The sequence below is a fragment of the Eikenella sp. NML070372 genome, from assembly GCF_001648415.1.
Taxonomy (GTDB): Bacteria; Pseudomonadota; Gammaproteobacteria; order Burkholderiales; family Neisseriaceae; genus Eikenella; species Eikenella exigua.
On the sequence record NZ_LXSN01000005.1, the window covers coordinates 81316 to 106447 of the forward strand.

A 25132-nucleotide genomic window follows, 5' to 3' on the forward strand; every position below is an offset into this window, starting at 1 on the left:
TTCGGTTCAGTAGAAAAATCATGGCTTTGGTTATGGCTAAAGTGCCGGTTTCAGGTAGCCTCAAATTTTCAGGTAGCCTTGGTTGCGGCAAATCCGGATAAAAACTGCCGGCTTTTCTATGATAGGTGTGGAAGGGTCGGCAGGGCAGGCTACCTGAAAACGTAATCGGGCAGCCGGATTATTTGCTATCGGCAGGGGCGGAAGCGGCTTCTGCGGTAGCTTGGGCCGGTGTTGCCGCTGCGGCCGGGGCGGCTTCGGTGTATTGCTTGAGGCCGCCGCCGAGGGCTTTATAAAGGTCGGCCAGGTTTTCCAGCATAGAAAGCTGGGTGGCGAGCACGGCGGCATCGGCGGAGTAGCTGCTGCGTTCGGCATCGAGCACTTCCAGCGAGCTGGACACGCCGTGGCGGTAGCGCAGATTAATCAGGCGCAGGCGGTCGTTGTAGGCTTTTTGGGTTTGCACGCGGGCATCGTATTGCTGTTGCAGGGTTTCGCGCGCCACCAGGGCGTTGGATACGTCTTGGAAGGCGGACTGCACGGCTTTTTCATACGCGGCCACGGCCGATTGCTGGCGCAGTTTGGCCACATCCAGGCTGGCACGCAGGCTGCCCCAGTTGAAAATCGGTACTTTGATGGTGGGGGAGAATACCCAGGTGCGGTTTATGCCGTCGAACAGGCGGTTCATTTCGGTGCTGCCGGTGCCGATGCTGCTGGTGATGCTGATGCTGGGGAAGAAGGCGGCACGGGCGGCGCCGATATTGGCATTGGCCTGGCGTAGGTTGTACTCGGCAGCGCGGATATCGGGGCGGTTTTGCAGCAGGTCGGAGGAGAGGCCGGCGGGCAGTTGGGTGATGCGGAACTGTTTGTTCAGCGGCAGGCCGGCGGGCAGGTTGTTGGGCACGGGTTGGTTGATCAGCACGGCCAGGGCGTTGTGTGCCTGCTCGCGGGCGCGCATGGCGGCGGCGTAGTCGGCTTTGGCCGATTCAATCAGGGCTTCCATTTCGCGCAGGTTGACGGCGGAAATCACGCCGGCGTTATGCTGAATTTGGTTGAGCCGGTAGGTTTGCTCGCGGGTTTGCAGCACCCGCTGGGCGAGCTTCATGGATTCTTCGGCGTAGCGTTCGTTGAAATAGGCTTTGGCCACGGCGGAAACCAGCGCGAGGTGGGCGGAATCACGCGCGGCCGCGCTGCTGAAATAACCTTGCAGTGCGGCTTGGTTGTTGCTGCGGGCTTTGCCGAACAGGTCGAGCTCGTAGGAGGCGATGCCGAGGCCGACGTTGTAGGATTCGGCAATGTAGGAGCGGCCGGTGGCGCTCAAATCTTGCGCCACGCGGGCACGTTGGCCGGTGCCGCTGGCGTTGATGCCGGGCAGGGAGGCGGCGCGGGTAATAGCGTATTGGGCGCGTACTGCTTCGGCATTCAGGGCGGCCATGCGCAGGTCGGGGTTGTTTTGCAGCGCCAGGGTAATCAGGGATTTAAGGCGCGGGTCGGCAAAGTAGTCTTCCCAGCCGGTGTCGGCGGCACGGCTGCTTTGGCCGGCGGCGGTGTCGTAGCGGAAGCTGGCGGGCACGTTTACTTCAGGCTGCTGATAGCGCGGCGCGAGGGTGCAGGCGGAGAGCAGCAGGCTGAAGGCGAGGCTGCCGGCAATCGGTTTTAAAACGGTTGTTCTCATGTGCTTTGTCCTTATGGTTTTCAGGTAGCCTCCAATGTGGCAGAGGCTACCTGAGAACGTTTTACTGGTCGTTATGCAGGTCGCGTTTCTCTTCTTCGCTCAGCCCTTGTTCGGCGACAGAAACGTAGAATTCGGCCTGCTCGGGGCTGATGTTGGTGTGGGCGGCGGCCATTTCGGTTTCATGTTGTGACGGTTTAAACAGCTTGCGTACCAACACGTAGAACAGCGGTACCAGAAATACCGACAGCAGTGTGCCGACAGACATACCCCAGAATACGGCGGTACCGATGGCGCGTTGGCTGGCAGAGCTGGCGCCGGAAGCGACATACAGCGGCACCACGCCCAAGATGAAAGCGAAGGAAGTCATCAGAATCGGGCGGAAACGCAGGTGGGCGGCGGCCAAGGCTGATTCCATCGCGCTCTTACCCTGCGCTTGCAGGTCTTTGGCAAATTCGATAATCAGAATCGCGTTTTTCGCGCTCAAGCCGACTACAGTAATCATACCGACCATGAAGTAGATGTCGTTGAAGAACACCTCCCGGATGCCGAATATACCGTTGAACAGATTGCGGCCGAACACGCCCAGCACCACGCCGAGGAAGCCCAAGGGGGCAACCAGCAGCACGGCAGCGGGAATCGACCAGCTTTCATATAGGGCGGCCAACACGAGGAAGGTGGCCAGCAATACGAAGCCGTAGAGCATGGTGCGCTGGGAAGAGCCGCTGGCCTGTTCGCGCGATTCGCCCGCCCACTCCACGCTGTAGCCGTCCATTTGCGATACGATGCGTTCTACTTCGGCTATAGCGTCGCCGCTGGCGAAACCGGGTTTGACCGCGCCGCTAATCGACATGGCGGGATAGCCGTTGAAACGAGTGCTCTGCTCCATGCCGGCTTCCCACGAGGCACTGACTACGGTGGAAAGCGGCACGGCCACGCCTTGACTGTTGGGCACGGTCATGGCCAAAATTTGCTCGGCCTGCATACGGGCCTGGGGCACGGCTTGCACATACACTTTTTGCAGGCGGCCGTTGTTGGGGAAGTCGTTTACATACGCTCCGCCCAGAGCCGTACCCAAGGTGCTGCGGATAGAAGCCATGCTGATGCCTTGTGCGGCAGCAGCGGCGCGGTCGATGGTAAGTTTGAGCTGCGGCGCATCTTCCAAGCCGGCGGCACGGGTGTCGCCAAATATCGGGTTTTTACGCATTTCGGCAATCAATTTATTGCGTGCCGCCAGCAGGGCTTGATGGCCTTGGCTGTTGCGGTCTTGCAGGTAGAATTCCAGGCCGCCGTTACCCAGCTCGCGGATGGGCGGTGGATTCACGGCGATAGCGAAACCGTCGCGGATTAGGCCGCTGGACATGAAGGTACCAGTCAGTTTCCGAGTGATGCTGGCCGCATCTTCACCTGCGCCTTTGCGTTCATCCCAATTTTTCAGGATCACAAAGCCCATGGCCATGTTCTGACCGCTACCTGAAAAGCTGAAGCCGGATACGGTGAATATATCTTTCACGCCGGGCGTGCCCTTGGCAATCTGTTCCACGGCCAGTAGGGTTTGGTCGGTACGCTCTTTGGTGGCGCCGGCCGGCAGCTGGATGCTGACCATCAGGTTGCCTTGGTCTTCCGACGGTAGGAAGGAGGACGGGATACGGGTGTAGAGCAGGCCGGCGGCAGCCACCAGAGCCAAGTACACAATCAGCATACGGCCGGCACGGTGTAGCAGGGCGGCCACCCAGCCTTCGTAGCGCTTGTTGCCAGCAGTGAATTTGCGGTTGAACCAGCCGAAGAAGCCGGTTTTTTCCTCGTGATGCCCTTTCCCAATCGGTTTGAGCAGCGAGGCGCACAAGGCTGGCGTGAGTGACAGAGCAAGGAAGGCTGAGAAAGCGATAGAGAGCACCATAGTGATGGCAAACTGCTGGTAGATTTTGCCGGTGGCGCCGCTGAACATGGCCAGCGGTACGAACACGGAAATCAACACGGCGGTAATGCCGACCACGGCGCCGGAAATCTGCCCCATAGCTTTATGCGTGGCTTCACGCGGCGGCAGGCCTTCTTCCGACATGATGCGTTCCACGTTTTCCACCACCACAATGGCATCATCCACCACAATACCGATTACCAGCACCATGGCAAACATGGTCAGCACGTTGATCGACATGCCGAAATAATAAATGCCGGCAAAGCCGCCCAAGAGCGAAATCGGTACCACAATGGTGGGGATCAGGGTATAGCGGATGTTTTGCAGGAACACGAACATCACGATAAACACCAACACCATGGCTTCCACCAAGGTGTGCACCACTTGTTCGATGGAGATTTCTACGAAGGTGGAGGTATCGTACGGAGCGCTCCAGCTAACATCACTGGGGAAATATTGCGCCAATTTGGCCATACGTTCTTTTACCAGCGCGGCAGTGGCGGTGGCGTTGCCGCTATTGGACAACATCACGGCCATGCCGACGTTTGGCTTGCCGTTGAGGCGGGTACTGGCAGAGTAGTCTTCCGAACCTAGCTCGATTTTGGCCACATCGCGCAGATAAACATTGGCACCATCTGTGGTGCTGCGCAGGATGATGTTGCCGAATTCTTCCGGTGTGCTGAGTTGGCCTTCGGCGGTGATGGTGGCAGTGATGGTTTGCCCCTGCACTGATGGTAGAGAGCCGAGCGAGCCAGCGGAAATTTGCACGTTTTGTGCGCTGATGGCGGCGGAAACGTCGGCAAAGGAGAGGTTGAAGTTTTGCAATTTCTGCGGGTCTACCCAGATACGCATGGCGCGTTCGGCAGCAAACAGGCGCACTGCACCCACACCTTCAACACGTTGCAATTCTGGCACGATATTGCGTTTGGCGTAATCGGCCATTTCTTCCAAATCTTGCGTTTGCGAAGAGAGCGCCACCACCATCAGAAAGTTGGATCGAGATTTGGATATGCGTACACCGTATTGCTGCACGGTGGCAGGCAGGCTGGACAAGACTTCATTCAGCTTGTTGTTTACTTCCAGCTGTGCCACGTCTTCATCGGTGTCGGGCGTGAAGGTGAGGGTAACGCTACCTGAACCGCTGGAGTCGGCAGAGGTAGACATATAATCCAAGCCTTCCACGCCATTCATATTGCGCTCGATCACTGCCAATACACTGTCTTCCATCACTTGGGCGGAAGCACCGGGGTAGGTGGCGGTGAGGTTGAATGTAGGCGCGGCAACAGACGGGTATTGCGATACTGGCAGTTTTCGGATGGCCAGCACACCCGCCAAAATAATAAAGATGGAGATAACCCATGCGAACACGGGTCGGTCAATAAAAAATTTAGCCATTTACGTACGCCCCTTTATTTGGCTTGGGAAGCAGATTGGGCGGCCGGAGCGGAGGCTGCTGTGCCGGATAGGACGGGAGCAGAAGTGCTGTTTGGCTTGATCGGGGCGGCAGCTGTGCCAGATTGTTGCGGCTGTGAGGCTTGCCATTCCTGGGTTTTCACTTTTTGCGCCCCCATCATGCCGGCAATCATGGTGCCGTCTATGGCTACTTTGTCGCCGTCTTTCAGCCCGCCGGTAATAATCCAATTGTTGCCGCTTTGGCCGGCAATGGTTACTTCCTGTTGGCGCATTGAGCCATCGGACGCTACGATTACCACGGTATTTTTGGCGCCACGGGTAACGGCGCGTTGCGGAATGAGGTAGGCGCTGTTGGCTTGTGCCTGCGGCAGGCGTACGCGCACATACAGACCGGGTAGCAGGATATTGTCGTCGTTCGGCACTTCCACACGCAGGGAAACCTGGCCGGTGGTTTCGTTTACCGTCGGGTCGGTAAACAGCAGGCGGCCTTTTTGCGGGTATTCGCTGCCGTCTTCCAAAATAATGGTTACTTCCACTGCGCCGTTTACCGCGCTCATCTGGCCTTCGGCAATCTGGCGGCGCAGTTTCATCACATCCAGCGCAGACTGGGTAACGTTCACATACATCGGATTGGTTTGCTGGATGGTGGCCAGCACGGTAGCACCACCGGCAGTGAGCAATGCCCCTTCAGATACGTTGGAGCGGCCGATATAGCCGGAAATCGGCGCGGTGATGCGAGCGTGGTTCACATTTACCTGCGCCGAGCGGATGGCGGCGCGGGCGGCATTCACATTGGCCACGGCAGAGCGTTGTGCGGCCACGGCAGCATCGTATTCCTGTTTGCTGATGGCATCAGCAGCTACCAAGGGCTGGTAGCGTGCCAAATCGGCATTGGCTTTAGCCTGAGCGGCTTCGGCGGCAGCTAGCTGGGCGCGTGCACTGGCAAGGCCGGCTGAGTAGCTGGCGTCGTCCAGTTGATACAGCGCCTGGCCGGCTTGCACATAACTGCCTTCTTGGAACAGGCGGCGTTTGATGATGCCGCTTACCTGCGGGCGCACTTCGGCAGAGCGGAATGATTCCAAACGGCCGGGCAGTTCGGTGTTGATGGTGGTGTCTTCTGCCTTCACGGTAAGCACGCTTACTACTAATTCCAGCTCACCCTGCCGCTGTGGCTCGCTTTTGCCGCAAGCAGACAGCGCTAATACGGAAGTCACGACGATTGCACTCAGCCTGAAGCTCGTTTTCCCTGATATGCTGAAATATGTCATTATGATGATGGCCTTGTTAAGTTGATGTCTAATTTAATGAATTATGGCCGCTTGAAGCCTATGGGGGGGGCGGAAGCAGCCGCTAGAGAATAAAAATAATATTTTACATACATTATTGTATGTTGTCTATGGCTATTCAAATGAAGAAATGCTAATATACTAAAAAGCAACATTATTGCGCGGGCGAGCCGATAGGAAGCTTGAAAGCCTGCTCTAAACATGACAGAATTTAATAATAAATAAACCAGTGAATATTCTGGAATAGTGATGAGAAAAACGAAAATTGAAGCGCAGAAAACACGCAACTACCTACTTAAGGCAGCATTGGATACATTCTATATAAGAGGGGTCAGCCGTTCATCTCTAAACGAAATCGCTCAAACTGCCGGCGTAACGCGTGGCGCGCTGTATTGGCATTTCAAAAATAAAGAAGATTTATTTGAAGGTCTGTTTCAAAAAGTATTTGTCGAATTATCTAGCAAGTTGGCGTACGATATAGAAACCCAATCGCCGGATATTTGGGAAAGTTTTGAAGTAGCCACCATTAATCTGTTTCAAAAGCTGGAAACCGATGAAACCGTAAGAAAGTTTTGCAACATCATTCATTTGAAATGCGAATACACTGAGCAAAACCACTCTGTGGTGAAAATCATGCGCAGCTATCAGGATATGTGGCAGCGCCAGCTCACTGATGTGCTAACCCTGAGCCTGCAACAGAAAAAGCTGCCGGAAGATTTGAATATTAATTTGGCAGTGATATTTATGATGTCGGTGATTAGCGGGCTGATGAGCATTTGGATGAATATGCCCGAGCAATTCAGCATCGGCAAAACCGCGCCGCAGATCATCCGCACCGCTATGGGTGCATTGCAGCATGCGCCGGCTTTGTGTATCCAATCTTCCAAACCCCTGCCGCTGAGTATGCGGCAACATAAGGCCTAAGATTTCCATACCTTATACAGGCTACCTGAAAACCGTCTGCCGAAAGATGCAGGGATTTTCAGGTAGCCTGAAGCCGTTTTATAGCAGGATTTTTGCAGGCAAGGCAGCCGCATATGCTAATGCTGCAAAGCAGTCTGGTTTGCTGCAATCCGCTATACAGGCTACCTGAAAACCATCTGCATAACCGGCCCGGCAGGTTTCAGGTAGCCTAAAGCCGTTTATAGTGAATTAAATTTAAACCAGTACAGCGTTGCCTCGCCTAGCCGTACTATTTGTACTGTCTGCGGCTCGCCGCCTTGTCCTGATTTTTGTTAATTCACTATATTACCGTTCTAGGTTCTCAAAATCCGCCATATGAAAACCTTGTCTCTCAAATTAATCCTCTCCCTGCTGCTCATCGGCGCGGCGGCGGGCCTTACCGGCATTGTGCTGACGCTGCTGCTGCACACGGTGCAGCATTTGGCGTTTGGTTATCCGCTGAATGCAGAGTTGTCGTACCGCGTGATGGTGGAGGAGAGCTCGCCGATGCGGCGCTTGATGGTGCTGCTGTTGTGCGGCGGCCTAGTGGGGGTGGGCTGGGTGATGTTGCACCGGCTAGCCTCGCCTTTGGTATCGATTAAAACGGCGGTGGCGAACGGGCAGAGAATGCCTTTGGCGGCCACGCTGATTCATGCGCTGCTGCAGATTGTTACCGTGGGCTTGGGCTCGCCGCTGGGGCGTGAAGTGGCGCCGCGTGAAATCAGTGCGGCGCTGGCGGAGCGTTGGGCGGCATCGCGAGGTTTGGATGAGGAAGAGCGCAAAATCCTGCTGGCCTGTGCTTCTGGTGCGGGTTTGGCGGCGGTGTACAACGTGCCGTTGGCGGCGGCGGTGTTTGCTTTGGAAACCTTGTTGTTGTCGTGGTCGCGCGAGCGGCTGCTGGCGGCGCTGTTGGCTTGCGGTACGGCGGTGTTGGTGGTACGCGCGGCGTTGGGTGATGTGATTCAGTATCCGTTGCTGAATTTCCCGTTGCCGGATGAGTGGTTTAATGCTTGGGCACTGGCGGCTGCGCCTTTGCTGGCGCTAGGCGTGTGGGCATTTGAACGGAGTATGGACAGGCTACCTGAAATTCCGCGACGTAAACCGGTGATGGTATGGGTGGCGTTGCTGTCATTTACGCTGATCGGGCTAATGGCTTGGTATTTTCCAGAGATTATGGGTAATGGTAAGGCTGGTAATCAGTTGAGTTTTCAGGCTACTTTGGGCTGGCGGCAGGCTTTTGGCCTGCTGGCGGCGAAGTGGGCGGCGCTGTTACTGGCCACGCTGGCCGGGGCTTATGGTGGTCGGATTACGCCTTCAATGATGCTGGGTGGGCTGATTGCGTTTTTAGTAGCTTGCGCTTGGAATGTTTGGCTGCCTGGGGTAGACATAGGCGCTGCGGCATTTGTGGGGGCAACAGTATTTTTGGGTGTGGCACAGAAAATGCCAATTACTGCATTGGTATTTATGTTGGAATTGTCGCGCCAGTCACCCGCGCTGTGGCTGCCGCTGTGTTTGTGTTTGATGCTGACTTTGCTGGTGTATCGGGCATTACCGATGAAGCAGGCGATTTGAGGGTGGGGCGGATTGAAAGGCTACCTGAAAATAAAACGGCGGTATTGCCATGTCGCTGCTGATTTCTTCCAGCTGCCATAAGCAGGCATAACAAAAGGCTACCTGAAGTTTCAGGTAGCCTTTACTGTGCTGAATAAGCTTAGCGGATATTGGCCTGTTGATAGAGGCGAGCAATTTCCTGTTCGATCAGCAAGTTTTGCAAATCTTGCTGGATTTGTGGTTTCAGTTGGGCAAACGGCGGTACGCGCACGGGGCGTTTGGCTTCCATATAGAAGATGGCGAAAATGCCGTTGCTTTCCACCGGGGTTTCGGTGAATTTACCCTGGCCGAGCGATTTTACGGCGTTATACACCATAGGCGCGCCTTCTTCTAAATCTTTCAGCGGGGTGAAAGTGGGGCTGATGCCGCCATTGGCACGGCTTGGCGTGTCGATGGTGTATTGGCGGGCCACATCGGTGAAGCGGCGGCCGCGTCGGAGGTCGGCCACGGCTTTTTGGGCGTTATCGCGGTTGTTGAGGATGATTTCGCCGAGTTTTACTTCCTGCGTGCCGCGATAGCGGTTGGTGATTTCCTGATAGGCCTGCTGCACTTGGGCTTCGGTTACAGGGTTGGAACGCAGGATGTGTGCCACCAGGGCTTGGGCGGTTACGTTGCCTTCAAAAGTTTCCCAATCTTGGCGGAAGGTGGGCTTGCGGTCTTCGCCACTGGTGCGGGCATCGGTGCGGGCACGCTCGATGATTTGTTTGAATTCGGGGCTTTCGTTTAGGCGCAGGCGGCGCGACTCTTGAATCATCAGTTCGCGGGTAACGAGGCGGCGGGCGATGTTTTCGCGCAGCTCTGGGGAGTCGGTTACCTGGCCGTTGCTCTGTTCGTTAATAATCCTTACCTGTTGGTCGATTACGGTGCTGTCAATGCGGGTATTGTTTACGGTTACAACGGTTTGGGCAGCTAGCGGGGAGACAGCCAAAACGGTAGTCAGTAGTAGTGCGAGTGAAGTTTGTTTCATGTTGTTGTCCTTAAATTCAAGATAGTTATAGCCGGATTATAAAGGATTTTGCGGCGCGCATTCTCCGGTGTTTGTGCGCGGATGATCAGGGCGTGGATTTAGGCAGGGTATAAATCGTGCAATATCTGCTGGACTGTGTGTTGGTTGTCGGTGTGGCAGATGTGTAATGGCTCTCGTTGGCCAGTTCGAGCAGGCTGTGAGAAAACGGTTTCCAGGGCGCTGGAGAATGATTTGTGTGCTCATGCAGGCAGTACTTTCTTAAACGGACGGATGAGGATTTCGGCATATACGCCGGCTTCCACATAGGGGTCTTGCCCAGCCCATTCTTCAGCTTCGTCTAAAGAGGCGAAGTCGGCTACGATGAGGCTACCTGAAAAGCCGGTTTCGCCCTCAGGCAGGGGACATGGTCCAGCCAAAACCAGCCGGCCGGCTTTGGCCAGCTTTTCTAGCCTGGCCAAATGCGCGCTGCGGACAGCTAGTCTGGCTTTGGTGGAATCGGCCACGTCGGAGGCCATCAGCATGAACAACATAATTCGGTTTCTCTTGATAAATTTGGAAATCGGGCAAAGGCGTTTGCTGCAACGAAATCTGTGGATAGTTTTGCCCGGCTGCCGTCAAACTTTGCATCATCTTGTAAGCTGGCAGTTTGCAAGTGGTGCGATTTAGGTGTTTATCTTAAAGCAAATGCGGAAATTCTGCACTTAAATATCGCAAAGCTGAGGATTGGGAGGATGCGTTGGCAACAGTGCAAACACACCAGAAAGGCGAAAGATTGAAAGACTGGATTTTTGTTAAATAATTAAAAATGTTTCATTCCTGTATAGAAAATCGGGCCAAATAGCAGAAATGGCTTGGCATAAATAGGAAATAAACGATATGATACCTAAGTTTAGAGATTTTAATCCGTTGCACAACTGCCGTGCTCAGGCTGGAATTTTGCTTATTTGGCTCTGTATTTTTCTGTTGGTTCAGACGGTTAGCAGTGCATTACTTTAGGTTGTTAAGGGGGATTTGATGTTTTGTAAGCAGTATAAAATGAAACTGATCGCGGCTTCGCTGGGTTTGGTAGCCTCTGTCGGTGCCCATGCCGCTTTGGGCGTTTTGCAGGTTCAGTCGCGTTTGGACGAGCCGTTTTCCGCCACAGTGGTGGTAACGGGCGACGAGGCACGTGCTTTGGCTTCGGCCAAGCCCACCATCAATGGTGCCAATCTGCAAGCCACGGTATCGCGCCGAAGCAGCGACCGTGCCGTTATCCATTTGCATTCCAGCACGCCAATTAAAGAGCCGGTGATGACTTTCTGGCTGGGCGTAGGTAATCAAAACCACCAATATACCGCCATTTTGGATCCCCGCGATTATCAATCTGCCCCCAGCAGCTCTCGTTCGCGCCACGAACGCCGTGCTGAAGCTGCACCGAGCCGCCGCCATCCTGCCGAAACCAGACGGCACCGCCGTGCTACCGACCGTCGCGAAGCACCAGTGCAGATTCAGGGAGAAAGCTATCAGATTAAAGATGGCGAATTGCTGGTGGACATTGCCCAGCGTGTTAAGCCGTCCGGCATGACTTTGCGTCAAACCATCAACGCCTTGGTGGCCGCCAACCCACGCGCCTTCCGCAACGGAAACCCTGATTTGATGTATCGTGGTGCCACCCTCACCATTCCCGATGGCGAAACCCTGCGCCGTTTGGCACACAACCCACCACGCCGCGTAAGCGACCGCGCACAGGAAGAGCGCCCGGCAGTTGACACCGCTCCAGCACGCCAGCTGCCGTCGGTGGAAACTCAGTCGGCCGCACCCACTCCGCCGATTACTCCCCCTGCACCGCCTGTTGAGCCGGCTCAACCCCAGCCGCAACAACCTGCCCAGCCGCCAGTTCAGCAATTGCCTCAAGAGCAGCCTGCTGTTCCGCCCATGGCCAGCGATGTAGTCCCCGAGATGCCGGCTTCTGCCGTGCTGCCCGATATGGGTGCCAGCTTGCCTGAGCAGGCTTCCGATATGATGGTGTCCGAGCCGGTGGAAGAAATGCCGCCGCCCGTGGTTGCCCCGCCGGTGGTGGAAACCCCGCCGATGGAGGAAGAGGGCATGGACATCACTCAGATGGCACTCTACGGTGGTGGTGGATTGTTGGTGTTGGGTGGTTTGGCGTATCTCCTGATGAACCGCCGTCGCAAAATGGCCGCACCTGCCCGCGGTGACGATCATGCAGACGATGACGGCCTCTATTTTGAGAGTGTTACCGACCATTCCGGCAGCTTTTCTGCCGCTCCGGCCGCTCCTGCCGCAGCGCAGCCTGCACCGGTGAGTGAACAGGATTTGGGTTTGGACTTGAGCCACTTGGACGAACAGCAGCAGCTGGGCAGTACTCCCAGTACTGGAGACGCGGCCCGGCAGGCCGAAGCCGATGAGTGGAGTTGGCTGCAGTCCGAACAACCTGCTGCAGCACCTGCTGCCCCGGCTGCACCCGCTGCTGCTGGATCTGCCGCTTCGGATGACGATTGGCTGAACTTTGCTACCGAAGAGCCTACTGCTTTCGCTGCCCCGGCGGCTCAAGCACCTGTGCAGCAAGCGCCCGAGCCACAGGCTGAACCGGTTGCCCCTGAAGAGCTGGATTGGGTGTTGGATGAAACTCCTGCTGCCGTTGAAGTGGTAGAGCCTGCCCAGCCGGCAGCATCGGAAATGGACAATACCATTTCCTTTGATGTATCAAGTTTGGATACTGAAGGCATAAGCAGTGTAGCTGAAGAAGCTGCCGCTGCATCCAATGTAATGGATTCGGACTTTGACAGCACTCCGGCCGCCCCGGCTCAAGCTGCTCCGGTAGAAGTTAGCCAGCCCGCTTCGGCATATACTGAGCCGGTTAGCGCCGGCCCGCTGCCGAAAGAGGCGCTGGAAGCCAAATTGGAACTGGCTAAAATGTATCTGGAAATCGACGATGCCAACACTGCCCGTCAGACTCTGATGGAACTGATTAACGAATCAGAAGGCAGCAGCATTCAGGCTGAGGCGCAGCAATTGTTGAACGACATCGGCCAGTAATCCAGCCAGCCACAGCAACCCGGGCAGTTCCGCCCGGGTTTTTCTATACGAGGCAGCTTTTGCCAGCGTTGTTTCCGTTTTCAGGTAGCCTTCTCAAGCGGTATTGAGGCTACCTGAAAAGAGTAGGCTGGCTTCGACTCACAGCGATTTGCCAGATGGCAGGCGTAATACTGCCGTACACAAACACTCCGCTGGCGTAATCACGCCAACCTGCCCAGTGGTGCCGCTATTCCATTTTCAGGTAGCCTTTCCCAATATGCAGGCTACCTGAAAACATGGCTGCAACGAAGCTATAGTGAACTACAATTAAGAATGCTGCTGCGTTGGCTTGCTTTGCTGCACTGTCGTTGCTATCTGCGGCTTGCTGCCCTGTCTCATTCTTAGATTTTAAGCCACTAAAAAACCAATTAATTTGAAAAATATGAATCCATCTCCCATCAAACGACGTGTCTTATTCGTCAGCTACGACGGCAGCCGTTTTTTCGGCTGGCAGAAGCAGGCAGACGGCATTGCCACCGTGCAAAGCGCCTTGGAAGCTGCTTTGAGCGAGTTGGCGCAGGAGCGCATCAGCGTGGTAACGGCCGGGCGCACCGATACCGGCGTGCACGCTACCGCGCAGGTGGTGCATTTCGATTCTGCCGCGCGGCGGCCGGATCAGGCCTGGGTGCGCGGCGTGAACGCGCTATTGCCCAAGGGCGTGGCCGTGTGGCGGGTGCAGGATGTGGCGCCGGAGTTTCATGCCCGTTTCGATGCCTGCGGGCGGCGTTATCGTTATCTGTTGCAGTCGGCGCCGGTGCGCTCGCCGTTGTTGGTGGGGCGTGCGGGGTGGGCACATTATGCCTTGGATATGGATGCTATGCGCCAAGCTGCCGCGCTTTTGGTGGGCGAGCACGATTTTTCCAGCTTCCGCGCTGCCGAATGCCAGGCCAAATCGCCGGTGAAAACCTTGTATCGTGTAGCTTTGTGCGGCATGCCGGAATTGATGGCGGTGGATTTCTACGGCAATGCCTTTCTGCACCACATGGTGCGCAACCTGATGGGCGCGCTGGTGTATGTGGGGTGCGGTAAGTTGAGTGTGGACGGTTTTGCCGGGCTGCTGGCCGCCCGCAGCCGCAAGCTCGCACCGCCCACTTTTATGCCCGACGGGCTGTATCTCACCGGTATCGACTATCCGCCGCAATTCGGCGTGGCCACGCCGCCGCCGCCCGCCTGGCTGTTTCCCGATTGGTGAGGAGAATCAGATGGTTTTAACTTTAATGTTTCGCGAATATTGCAGCCTGTGCCACCAAATGCGCTTCACCCAGCAGCCGTATCAGGCGGCATATGGTTTTGAGTTGCAGGTGTTTGATGTGGATGAAGATCCGGAGCAGGAAGCGCATTATAACGAGCGCGTGCAGGTGTTGCAGCATGAGGGGCGAGGAAATCTGCCATTGGCATTTCGATGAAGCCAAATTGCTGGCGGTGCTGCAAAATGCAAAGGCTACCTGAAGGGAAAACCCGGGCAACGTAGCTGCTGCCGTGCGGCAAACCGGTGCTGCTTGGCTGGATGTGTCCAGCGGGGTGGAGCAGGCTCCAGGGGTGAAGAGTAGGGAACTGATGGAGCGCTTTGTGCGGCTGGCGCGCGAGGCATGATTGATAAGTGATGCGGGCAATGAAAAGGCTACCTGAAAATTTTTCAGGTAGCCTTTTCATAGTAGCGATCACTTCTGGTAAATGCCGTACTCGTAGCCGGAGCAGAAAGTATTGCCTGTTTTTGTCTGCACATCGATATAGCTACATTTATCGTAGCCGTGTACAGCTTCGCAGGCTCGCACAGCCCGAACGATAGCTTGTTGGCTATCCGGGTGTTTGCCTACGAAGATGTCGGAAGGCTTGTTCGGGCCGTTGTCGGGATAGGCAAACATGGCGCAGGTGTTGGCAAAGGTGGCCACGAGATGGCAGGTATGGCCACGTCCGCATTGTCGGGTGGTTTCCGCCACTGCTTCGGCTTCAGTTCGGTAGCCGCCGGCATACATCACCCGACGGTTTGGAATCTCATAGGCAATCGCCATCCAATACGGTGTGGCGCGGAAACGGGAGATACGTGATTGCACCTGTGCTTCGCGCCGCTGCCAAGCGTCCACTTCGGCAGCGGAAGGACTGCGCGGAGCAGCTCGCTGATTATTCTGCTGCTGTTGGTAATACATACCGAGTTCGTTTTGCTGCCGCTGGAACTCTTGTTGCTGAATTTGCGCCGGCGTGGGTTGTGCCAAAACCAAGCCAGCGCTGCCCAACATCAGCACCGCCAATGTACCTGCCGCCGTATTCATCATCGTTGTTTTTTTCATCTTGCCGCTCCTATTTTAAAAAGAGGAAAGGGTATTGCCGATAATCGGATTGTAACAAAAAACAAGATATTGTAAACATCTATCCCGCTGCTTGAAGGCTACCTGAAAACCATAATATGGTTTTCAGGTAGCCTTTTCGTGTATGGCGATTGGGGATGGCATTGCCGGCTTGGTTTCTATCGTAGCCGTAAGTTGGGCATGGATGCCCGGCCTACCTTTTATTGGGTTACGCCTGCGGCTATACCATCGTCAGCGCGGCAGGATTTTTTTGGCGGCTTCCACGCCCCAGTAAACGGCTTCCTCCATCACGGAGTAGCTGCTCAGGTCGCTGTGGGCGAAGGTGAGGCGGGAGTGGTGCTGACGCAGTTGGAGCAGGGTTGGTTGGGTGAGGTAGCCGGGGGCGGGGGAGCTCATGCCGTGGCCGCGTATGCCGATGTCTACGGAGGCGACGTGTTGCCAGAAGCGGCTGCCGTAGATTGGGACGAGGTCTTGGGCGGCGTGGGCGAGCAACTCTTCTTCGCCTGCTTTGAGCAGCCAGCGGCGGATGCTTTGCGGGCTGTCGTGGTTGAGGGCGGTGTAGGCGGTGAAGATGGTGTGCTCGGGTTTGGCGGTGCGGATAAGCTGGTTGGTGGACACGACGTAGCCGAGGCCTTGTGTGCCGTGCACCACGTTGTCCCACGCCAATTCGCTGCGCTGCGCTTCGCGGGGGAAGCCGTTGAGCACGAAATTGCTCACCAGCCAGGGGGCGTAGGCGGGCAGGTCGGGCGAGAAGCCGTAGCGCTGGGGCTGGGCGATGATGCGGGCGGCAATCATCAGGGGCATGGCGCAGATAACGTTTTGGGCGCGGATGAGGGCGGTGCGGCCGCTTTGGTTGTGGCGCAGGATAACGGCAACGTCTTCATCGGTTTCGCTGATTTGCAGGGCGGAGGCGTTGACGGCGGCGGGTTGGGAAAAGGTAAGCTCGGCGGTTTCAGGTAGCCTGTCGATATTTTGCAGGCTGATATGGCGGCGGATGGCTTCGGAAAGGTGGGCGAGGCCTTCGGGCCAGGTGAGCACGGCTTCGTTGGTGTGGCCGCGGGCGGCGAAGTAGTGCAGGCCGGCGAATGCGGATACTTGGGCGATGCCTTGACCGTAGTCGTCGCGGCAGCAGTAGTCGAGATACCAGAGCAGGCTGGGGGAGCGGTAGTTTTCTTTTTCGAGCCAGGCAGCGAAGGTGGTTTGGTCGAGGCGGCGCCATGCTTCGTCGGCGGAGGAATGGGCGATGGGGATGGCGAAGATTTTGCGCCCGTCGCGGCCGCGGGCGCGGCGCAGGGTTTCGATGAGGGCGTGGAAGCGGCGGCTGTCGGCATCTTCTTGCGGCAGCAAGGAATATTGCCAGCGGTTTTGGTAATACAGGCGCTCGGCGGGGGCATAAACCAAATCGGTTTCGCGATACAGGGGCTCGGGCCGGTCGATGCCGTCGAGCAGGATGCCGAGGTCGGATAAGAGTTGGCGCACATACACGCTTTCCTGCGAGGGCAGGGCTAAATAGTGCGCGCCGGAGGGGGCAGAAAGGCTACCTGAAACATAGGCGGCATTGTTGCCGTTGCGCTCGATGCCTTCGGCGAGGAGGAAGTTGCGCTGCCCGTGTTTGGCCAAATGCCAGGCGGCGGAGAGGGCGGCGGCGCCGCTGCCGAGGATAAGGGTGTGGCAGCGGTGTTCGGATTGGGGGGCAAGGGAAACTTGGCCGTTGCGCAGCTCGTGGCCGAACGGCAGGCCGATGCGGCGGATGCGCACGGGAGGCAGGCGGTGGAGGTATTGATGGCCTAGGCGGGAGGCTGCGGCTGCGGCGGTGAGGGCGGCGGCGCTGCCGAACAGTTGGCGGCGGGTGAGTTTCATGTTTCAGGTAGCCTTGGGGGGTAGGCCGGTGGCGGGCAGAAGTCTGATAGTTTATATGTTTTCAGGTAGCCTTTATCAATTAGGGCTACCTGAAAAACAAGATGCGGAGCAATGCTATTCGGCAGATTGATTTTGCTGTTTGCTGTGTTCGGCTTGCCGTTTCTGGCGCATTTCCTGCAGCTTGGCGTGGAAAAATTGGCGGCGGCGGCGTTTGCGCTGCCAGAAGTAGAACAGCACCAGTGCGCCGATGCCGATGATCACATAAAGGATGTGCTGGAACTGGTGGGCTTTCATGAGCAGCCAGTCTTTGTTCGCGGCGCCGTAGTGGCCGAGATACACCCAGGCGGGCACGGAAATCAGGGAGGCGAGGCCGTCCATAATCAGCCAGCGCCAAAACGAGATTCGGCCGCTCATGCCGGCAGTGATGAAGATGGGGGTGCGCAGGCCGGGCAGGAAACGGGCCACGAATAATACCCAGCTGCCGTGTTTGTCGAACTTTTCCTGCACCTGAAGATAGCGTTGCGGCGGCATCAGGCGTTGGACGAAGCGGGCTTTGAGGATGCGGTCGCCGTAGAAATGGCCGAGCAGGAACATCATGCCGTCGCCGGTGAGCACGCCGATCATGCCCACCACCACCATGATGTGCGCGTTGCTGTGGCCGAGGCCGGAAATCACGCCGCCGGCAATCAGGGTGATGTCTTCGGGGATGGGGATGCCGAAACCGCAGGCAACCAACACCACGAATACGGCGGCGTAGCCGTATTGGGTGAACAGGGCTTCTAGAATATCCAGCATGGTTGTGGGTGTTCCTGTTAGTTGCTGTTATTTTTGACGGATGCTTGCGGCAATGCGTTCGGCGCAGTGCTGGGCAAGCTTGGTGTCGCGCGCTTCCACCATCACGCGCACCACGGGCTCGGTGCCGGAGGCGCGCAATACCACGCGGCCGTGCCCGGCCAGTTCGGCTTCCACGGCCTGCAGCTCGGCGGTGGAGGCGGTTTGCCAATCCTGCCCTTTGCTGATACGCACGTTAATCATGGTTTGCGGGAAGGGCAGCCAATCTACGGCGGCGGCCAAATCCTGATCCAGCGTTTGCAGCGCGGCCAGCACTTGCAGTGCGGCAATGGTGCCGTCGCCGGTGTTGTGTTTGTCGAGGCAGAGGATGTGGCCGCTGGCTTCGCCGCCCAGCTGCCAGCCGCGTTGGTGCAGCTGTTCCAGCACATAGCGGTCGCCCACTTTGGCACGGTAGAATTCGATCTTGAGCTGCGCCAAGGCCAGCTCCATCGCCATATTGGTCATCACCGTGCCGACTACGCCGCCAACCAGCAAACCGGCTTTATGGCGGGCGCGGGCAATCACGTAAATCAGCGAATCGCCGTCGTACACTTTGCCTTGTTTGTCCACCATCATCAGGCGGTCGCCGTCGCCATCGAGCGCAATACCATAGTCAGCCTCGTTCTGCAGCACGGCGGCTTGCAGGGTTTTGGTGTAGGTGGCGCCGCATTTATGGTTGATATTGAAACCGTTGGGCTGATTGCCGATTTCGATCACGTCTGCACCCAGCTCGTGGAACACTTTAGGCGCCACGTGATAACCGGCGCCGTTGGCGGTGTCCACCACCAGCTTCAGCCCGCGTAAGTCCATATTGGCGGGGAAGGTGGATTTGCAAAATTCGATGTAGCGGTCGTCTGCGCCGCTCACGCGTTTGGCACGGCCGAGGTGGTCGGAGGAAACAGTGTGCATTTCCTGCTCCAGCTGCTGTTCGATTTCCTGCTCGATTTCATCGGAAAGCTTCATGCCGTCTTCGGTGAAGAATTTGATGCCATTGTCGGCATAGTGGTTGTGGGAGGCGGAAATCATCACGCCGGCAGAGAGACGCAGCGCGCGGGTAAGATAGGCCACGCCCGGGGTGGGCAGCGGACCGGTTTGGATAACATTCACGCCGGCAGCGGTAAAACCGGCCACCAGCGCGGTTTCCAACATATAGCCGGAGATGCGGGTGTCTTTGCCGATGAGCACGGTGGGTTTGATTTCATCGTCGTGCTGGGTCAGCACTTGGCCGGCGGCGTAGGCCAGTTTCAATACGAAATCGGGCGTAATCGGAAATTTGCCCACTTCGCCGCGCACACCGTCTGTGCCGAAATATTTTTTTGCCATCGCGAAATCCTTTGTAGTAGCCGCTTGCAGGCCGAATGAGTGAATTGTAAAGCAGCACTCCTTCTTATGCTAGCATTGAGGCGGTTAAATCGGGCAAACCTACGGCGCAAAAGGCATTTGAATGGCGGCAATCAGTAGGCGGCAAAGCATTCGGCAATGAAGTTTATATCCAGCCCAAAGGCTACCTGAAAAATTTGAGCGGCGCAGAAACTCGCGCTATATTTTGATTCGTTGAAGTTTTGCTTTCAGGTAGCCTTTGCCTGAATGGTGCATGTGTTACAGCGAAGCAGGCTAAGGCGGGATTATTGCCTGTTTAGAACGGCTATATATAGATTATGCCAGCGATGGCCGCTATAATCGGGTCTTTCAAACCGTTCAAGCACAGAAGGAAAAACCATGGCAGACTTCAATAAAATTCTTGACGCCGGCGATGTAGACGGCGGCATCATCAATGTAGTGGTGGAAATTCCGCAAGGCTCCAACCAGAAAATTGAATGGGACCGCAAAATCGGCGCAATGAAACTCGACCGCATCGAACCGCAGATTTTCGCCAAACCCACCAACTACGGCTTCATCCCGCAAACCCTCGATGAAGACGGCGACGAACTCGACGCCCTGATTATTACCGATCTGCCGCTGCCCACCGACATCTACATGGAAGCCAGAGTGATCGGCGTGATGAAATTTGTAGATGACGGCGAAGTGGACGACAAAGTAGTGGTGGTGCCTGCCGACGACCGCCACAACGGCAATGCCATCAAGACTTTGGCTGATTTGCCGCCGCAGCTGATCAAGCAAATCGAATTCCACTTCAACCACTATAAAGACCTGAAAAAACCCGGCAGCACCAAAGTTGGCCACTGGGGCGACATTGAAGAAGCCAAAGCCGTTATCCGCGAATCACAAGCCCGTTGGAAAGCACAATAACCGTGTGCTAGAGGCTGGCTGAAGAGGCTACCTGAAAAATAGAAACCCGTTGTTCTGAATAAGAGAACAGCGGGTTTTTGTTTTTTCAGGCAGCCTGATTTGGTGAAGGATGGTTGCTTATTTATCCTTTTCCAAGTCCCCGGACAAAGTGATCAATAAGTCACGGAGCTGCTGATACTCTCGAAAAGATAGGTTTTTTATTGCCGTGGTTTCTATGTTTAAGTGCGAAGGGACGGCTTTTTTTATCAGATTTTCACCCCTGGGCAACAAATTGATTAACCAGCTTCGCCTGTCTTCTGGGTTTAAAATCCGCTGTACTAAGCCTTTTTTCTCTAGTTTATTGATTCTATTGGTTAGTCCGCCAGATGAAATCAATACTAGATCTTGTATCTGTTTTGGTGTCAATGTCTGGTTTGGCTCTCGTAACAATGCTGCCAATACATCGAATTCGCCAACTGTTAGTTTATAGTTGGCCAAGTTTTCATCTACTAATTGAGAAATAATCGAACCAATCCGAATAATCCTGCCGATGATTTCTGTACCTGAGGTATCTAGGCGGTGGTCAAATTTCTTCCAGTGGTCGGTTATATAGTCAACAACATCAATTACTTCTTTTGATTCTGCTTGAGTCATTATTTACCCCAATATTCGGTTATCTAATAAAATCATATATTAATACAAAGATTTATCCAAAATGCAAGATTGCAAGCCATCGAGGTGAAAATAGGAATTATATCAAATAAAATTTGATATATATCAAATTTTATCAAGGTTTTCTTTAAAAGTCCTTATGCTGGATTGCGGCGTATTATTATTTCATATAAAATATTTTCATGCAAAGATATTTCATATGAAACTTTATTGGCTGTATGGCTTTAAAGTAATCTTTGCATAGGAAACATATAACTATTTCATACGCTTTAAAAAGGATTAAACTATGAAAACCGCTATCCGAAGTGCGATGCTTACATTCAAAAAAGACCCATTTTTTCATGAAATGGATGAATGCTTGGTATATGAATCTGATGCTGTAATTGTGATGGAAGGAGGGAAAATTACCCAAGTTGGCCGTGCACAAGATATTTTGCCTGAGTTGGATGGCGTGGAAGTAAAACGCTACACCGACAGCGTCATCATCCCCGGCTTTATCGATTCGCACGTCCACTACCCGCAAACCGAAATCATCGGTGCCTATGGCGAACAGCTCTTAGACTGGCTAAACAACTACACCTTCATCGCCGAGCAGGGGTTCAAAAATAAAGAACACGCCAGTGAAGTGGCAAAAGTATTTTTGAAAGAGCAGTTTAGAAATGGTGTTACTTCCTCTACTGTTTATTGCACAGTATTCCCGCAATCGGTAGATGCCATCTTTGAAGAAGCGGAAAAATACGATATGCGGATTATGGCGGGTAAGGTTTGCATGGATAGGAATGCACCGGAAGCATTATTGGATACACCGCAGCGTGCCTATGATGAATCTTCTTCCCTAATTAAAAAATGGCATAACAAGGGGCGTGCCGAATATGTGATTACCCCCCGTTTTGTGCCTACTTCTACACCAGAACAGATGGAAATGATGCAGGCGTTAGCTGCGGAAAATCCGGATATGCTCATTCAATCGCATGTTTCTGAAAATGTGAATGAGGTGGCTTGGGTGAAAGATTTATGTCCGAAAGCCAAAGACTATACAGATGCTTATGCACAATACGGATTGGTTAGGCCGAGGGCGATTTATGGTCATGGAATCCACTTAACTGATCGGGAATTAAGTGTATTTAGTGAGACTGGTGCTGCTGTTGCACACTGCCCAACTTCTAATTTCTTCTTAGGGTCAGGTTGCTTAAACGTGAAAAAACTGCGGGATAAAAACCGTCCTGTCCACGTTGGTCTGGCAACTGACTTAGGTGCCGGCACCAGCTTCTCCATGTTGCAAACCATGAATGAAGCTTATAAAGCAGCGCAAATGAACGGTACGCCATATACCTCTCTTCATAGTTTCTACTTGGCCAGTCGTGGCACAGCCGAAGCGTTGGGTCTGCAAGATAAAATTGGCACGATTGCTGTAGGCATGGAAGCGGATTTAACGGTATTAAATTTGAAATCTACACCGATTATCGACTATCGCATGAAATATGCCAAAGATTTGGAAGAGGCGTTGTTTATCCAAATGACTTTGGGTGATGACCGCGCTATTGCTGCCACATATGTTGCAGGTAAAGAAGTCTATCGTGCCAACTGATGTGTTTCAGGTAGCCTATTAGGGGTTTCTTGAATCATTAGGCTACCTGAAAGCGATTTTTTAGTTAAATCGGATTTTTGGAGTATTGATCATGAGTAACAAAACTGAATTTCAACTCGGCGGTACAAGAGCGTGGATCGTTTGGGTTATTGCCGTATTATTTGTGGTGTGGCTGTTCAACGTGCAAACGGGATATGCCATCGTTAACGACAGCGTATCCAAAGCGCTGAATCTGAGTATTGATCAAGTCGGTTTGATTGCCGCTACCTACACTTGGACTTTCGCTATTGCGCAAATGTTCTCTGGTGCTCTGCTGGATAAGCTAGGTAGCCGGAAAATCCTAATTCCTGCCATTACTTTGGTAATTATTGGTGTGTTCCTGTTTGCTTTTGCACAGAGCTTTGAAATGCTGCTCTTGTCACAAGTTGTATTGGCTATCGGCTCTAGTGCTGGCTTTGTGGGCGCGGGCTATGTTGGCGGTGTTTGGTTCGGTATGGCTAAATTCGGCTTGATGTTCGGCTTGGTACAGCTCGTAGCCGCCTTGTCTTCCGCTTTCGGTCAAACTGGCTTCGACTTCGCCTTGGCTAATTGGGACTGGCGCACCATCATCACTGGTTTCGGTATTTTCGGTGTACTGTTGCTGGTTGCCGCTATGATGTTCGTGTGCAACCCCACCCCTGTGGAAAGCCCGAAAAGCTCTGTTGGTGAATTTGTTTCCTCTGTATTGCAATCTATTGTTGAGGTGTTGAAGAAGAGTCAGATTTGGGCCATCAGCATTCAAGGTGCAATTGTGTTTGGTACCATCCTCGCTTTGGGTGTGGTATGGGGTCCGAAATTGTTGATTGCCCATGGGATGGATCCCAGTGCCGCCAACCACGCTACTGCTTGCCTCTGGCTGGGGCTGGCTGTGGGCAGCCCATTGATCGACCGCATCTCTAATGCCACCAAATCACGTAAATTGCCAATTACGATTGCTACCATGGTGCAGATGCTTGTGTTAGCCGGTGCGATGTACATCGATGTAACTCCTACAATCGCCATGGTTTTGTACTTTATCTTCGGTTTCTGCAATGCCGGCCATATGCTGAACTTCACTGCTGCGTCAGACAACGTACCCCCGCACAGAATCGGTACTTCATCTTCTATCGTAAACGGTTCTATGTTTATCGCAGGTGGTATTTTGATGGGCTTGCCTGGTAAGATGTTGGCTGGCACTCAGGAAACATTGGCCGACTACCAAGCCGCTCTGCAACCTACCCTGATTGCATTGGCCGTCGCCTTGATTATTGCACTGCTTTGGATTAAAGAAAGTTTCCCGAAGCAGCAATAAATAGATAAATAAAATAGATTCAGGGGGATAGAGAAACTATTCCCCTGAATTTGCAAGAAAACAGCTAATTCCCTCCCTTCCTCATTATCTCAACCCAACGTTTAGTCTTTCCTGATGCCGCCTGTTTGAGTGGGCAGTAAAGTACCAATTATGGAATTTTTAAAGGAACTATTATGTTTGCCAGTAAAAAAGCGTGGCTTTGTTGGATTTTAGCCGTCAGCTATGTCATTTTGATTTTTGGCTTTCAGACAGGATATGCGGTTATTAACCCAAGAATATCTGAAACATTAGGCTTGAGTGCTACAGAGATGAGCCTGATCAGCGCAACATATACTTTTTTCTTTGCGTTCTTTCAGATATTTTCAGGTAGTATTTTGGATAAAACAGGTGTTAAACCAGCAATCCCATTGGCTTGTCTGTTTTTAACGATGGGTTTGGTGTTGTTTGTGCTGTCTAAATCGTTATTGGGGTTTGTATTAGCACAGATTTTTGTGGCATTAGGAGGCTCATTTGGCTTTATTGGCGCTGGATTTGTGGGCAGAATTTGGTTTTCCAGTGAAAAATATGGATTAATGTTCTCATGGGTTCAGTTTGTAGCATCGGTTTCAGCTTGTTTGATCCAGTTGGTATTTATTAAAGTTTTGGAGCATCTGCCATGGGGTGATGTTGTTATTGGTTTTTCTGTATTGGGTGGAATTATGATTCTATTGATGGCGATTTTGCTTGATAATCCAAAAGAATTAAATTTTCAGCCATTGCGTATCGAAACAGCCAGAACTGTTATTAAGAGTTGTATAGTTGATTTGCTTAAGACAATTCATCAAAAAAAAGTTTTATTTATTATGTTTATTGGAGCGGTTTCTTTTGGGTCGATGCTCAGTTTCAGTATCGTATGGGGTAGCCGATTGCTGCAATCTTATGGAATTGGCCAAAATCAGGCGCATTTGGCAGTAGCAATGAGCTGGTTGGGTTTGGCGATAGGCTCGCCGTTGTTCAGTTATATCAGTAATTTTTTAAGAAGTAATGCAAAAGCTCTTGGAATAGGGCTGATTGGACAAACGGTTACTTTGGCAATCTTGGTTTGTTTGCAAACTAATGCATGGCAGTCTACTCCCCTTCTTTTCTTGTTCGGTATTTTTACTGGAGCATCTATGTTGCCATTTGCAATTGCCGCATCATTGGTTGATGCCAATCATGTTGGCACATCAGCAGCACTGGTGAATGGTAGTCAATTTTTATTTGGTGCAATTTTGGTTTCTATACCAGGCTACCTATTAAATCTCTATCCAGCAGCCAGTATGAGGCAGATATTGCTTCCCGTATTCTTTATTTTATTGGCAACGACCTCTTGCTATATTTTGCTTGGGAAGAAAGCAGCCAAATAAATTAGATATGATGATGCAAACCCCTTGTGATGAATAACCAACACAAGGGG

The 25132-nt window shown here is 53.5% G+C and carries 18 protein-coding genes and 2 pseudogenes; 10 read left to right on the top strand and 10 right to left on the bottom strand.

The features are described 5' to 3' along the window. Positions 1-178: 178 nt before the first annotated feature. The 3 genes from A7P97_RS07345 to A7P97_RS07355 form a co-directional block, all read right to left on the bottom strand. Positions 179-1669, bottom strand: coding sequence for an efflux transporter outer membrane subunit (locus A7P97_RS07345; RefSeq protein WP_067529706.1), 1491 nt, complete (start codon positions 1667-1669; stop codon positions 179-181). Between the two features lie 61 nt (positions 1670-1730). After that, entirely contained in the window at positions 1731-4979 is a 3249-nt protein-coding gene (locus tag A7P97_RS07350) for an efflux RND transporter permease subunit (protein WP_067529708.1), read from the bottom strand. A gap of 14 nt (positions 4980-4993) precedes the next feature. Next, entirely contained in the window at positions 4994-6265 is a 1272-nt protein-coding gene (locus A7P97_RS07355) for an efflux RND transporter periplasmic adaptor subunit (RefSeq protein ID WP_067529710.1), read from the bottom strand. 267 nt (positions 6266-6532) lie between these two features. On the opposite strand from A7P97_RS07355, the gene A7P97_RS07360 reads away from it, so the two are divergent. Together A7P97_RS07360 and A7P97_RS07365 are read left to right on the top strand one after the other, a co-directional pair. Beyond that, positions 6533-7207 carry a TetR family transcriptional regulator gene (locus A7P97_RS07360; protein ID WP_067596341.1) on the top strand — a complete coding sequence of 225 codons (675 nt, stop codon included), beginning with the start codon at positions 6533-6535 and terminating at the stop codon, positions 7205-7207. Between the two features lie 354 nt (positions 7208-7561). Then, positions 7562-8797, top strand: a complete 1236-nt coding sequence (locus A7P97_RS07365) for a chloride channel protein (protein ID WP_067529714.1) — start codon at positions 7562-7564, stop codon at positions 8795-8797. Positions 8798-8936: 139 nt separating this feature from the next. Here A7P97_RS07365 and A7P97_RS07370 read toward each other — a convergent pair whose 3' ends face one another. Both A7P97_RS07370 and A7P97_RS07375 read right to left on the bottom strand, forming a co-directional pair. Beyond that, the gene (locus tag A7P97_RS07370; RefSeq protein ID WP_067529716.1) at positions 8937-9803 is read right to left on the bottom strand and encodes a peptidyl-prolyl cis-trans isomerase; all 867 of its coding nucleotides are present in this window, start codon (positions 9801-9803) and stop codon (positions 8937-8939) included. 239 nt (positions 9804-10042) lie between these two features. Continuing rightward, positions 10043-10336, bottom strand: coding sequence for a YciI family protein (locus tag A7P97_RS07375; protein WP_197474148.1), 294 nt, complete (start codon positions 10334-10336; stop codon positions 10043-10045). Positions 10337-10838: 502 nt separating this feature from the next. Here A7P97_RS07375 and A7P97_RS07380 point away from each other — a divergent pair. The 4 genes and pseudogenes from A7P97_RS07380 to A7P97_RS09770 form a co-directional block, all read left to right on the top strand. Continuing rightward, positions 10839-12842, top strand: a complete 2004-nt coding sequence (locus A7P97_RS07380; RefSeq protein WP_067529720.1) for a FimV/HubP family polar landmark protein — start codon at positions 10839-10841, stop codon at positions 12840-12842. Positions 12843-13263: 421 nt separating this feature from the next. Continuing rightward, positions 13264-14073: a tRNA pseudouridine(38-40) synthase TruA gene (gene truA, locus A7P97_RS07385; protein WP_067529723.1), complete on the top strand. Its 810-nt coding sequence runs from the start codon at positions 13264-13266 to the stop codon at positions 14071-14073. Between the two features lie 10 nt (positions 14074-14083). Continuing rightward, positions 14084-14330, top strand: a pseudogene (locus A7P97_RS09765) (glutaredoxin family protein). 18 nt (positions 14331-14348) lie between these two features. Continuing rightward, positions 14349-14474: pseudogene (locus A7P97_RS09770) on the top strand (N-(5'-phosphoribosyl)anthranilate isomerase); the annotation flags it as partial. A gap of 68 nt (positions 14475-14542) precedes the next feature. Here the strand turns inward: A7P97_RS09770 and A7P97_RS07390 are convergent. From A7P97_RS07390 to glmM, 4 genes are all read right to left on the bottom strand, one after another. Beyond that, complete coding sequence (locus tag A7P97_RS07390; protein WP_067529725.1) at positions 14543-15169, bottom strand: DUF4189 domain-containing protein; 627 nt, start codon at positions 15167-15169, stop codon at positions 14543-14545. A 249-nt stretch (positions 15170-15418) separates the two neighbouring features. Then, positions 15419-17047, bottom strand: a complete 1629-nt coding sequence (locus A7P97_RS07395; protein WP_067596342.1) for an FAD-dependent oxidoreductase — start codon at positions 17045-17047, stop codon at positions 15419-15421. A 114-nt stretch (positions 17048-17161) separates the two neighbouring features. After that, entirely contained in the window at positions 17162-17842 is a 681-nt protein-coding gene (locus A7P97_RS07400) for a DedA family protein (RefSeq protein ID WP_067529728.1), read from the bottom strand. 27 nt (positions 17843-17869) lie between these two features. After that, the gene (glmM, locus tag A7P97_RS07405; RefSeq protein WP_067529730.1) at positions 17870-19201 is read right to left on the bottom strand and encodes a phosphoglucosamine mutase; all 1332 of its coding nucleotides are present in this window, start codon (positions 19199-19201) and stop codon (positions 17870-17872) included. A gap of 396 nt (positions 19202-19597) precedes the next feature. Between glmM and A7P97_RS07410 the strand changes: the two genes are divergently transcribed. Further along, a complete protein-coding gene (locus A7P97_RS07410; protein ID WP_067529732.1) occupies positions 19598-20128 on the top strand; it encodes an inorganic diphosphatase in 531 nt (176 codons plus the stop codon). 117 nt (positions 20129-20245) lie between these two features. On the opposite strand, the gene A7P97_RS07415 is transcribed toward A7P97_RS07410, so the two are convergent. Then, a complete protein-coding gene (locus A7P97_RS07415; protein WP_067529734.1) occupies positions 20246-20761 on the bottom strand; it encodes a MarR family winged helix-turn-helix transcriptional regulator in 516 nt (171 codons plus the stop codon). A 304-nt stretch (positions 20762-21065) separates the two neighbouring features. Here A7P97_RS07415 and guaD point away from each other — a divergent pair, with 304 nt between their 5' ends. The 3 genes from guaD (at position 21066) to A7P97_RS07430 (ending at position 25082) form a co-directional block, all read left to right on the top strand. Then, complete coding sequence (gene guaD / locus A7P97_RS07420; protein ID WP_067529736.1) at positions 21066-22367, top strand: guanine deaminase; 1302 nt, start codon at positions 21066-21068, stop codon at positions 22365-22367. Between the two features lie 91 nt (positions 22368-22458). Beyond that, on the top strand, positions 22459-23697 hold the full coding sequence (locus tag A7P97_RS07425) for an MFS transporter (RefSeq protein WP_067529738.1): 1239 nt from the start codon (positions 22459-22461) through the stop codon (positions 23695-23697). Between the two features lie 173 nt (positions 23698-23870). After that, positions 23871-25082: a nitrate/nitrite transporter gene (locus A7P97_RS07430; protein WP_067529740.1), complete on the top strand. Its 1212-nt coding sequence runs from the start codon at positions 23871-23873 to the stop codon at positions 25080-25082. Positions 25083-25132: the final 50 nt, after the last annotated feature.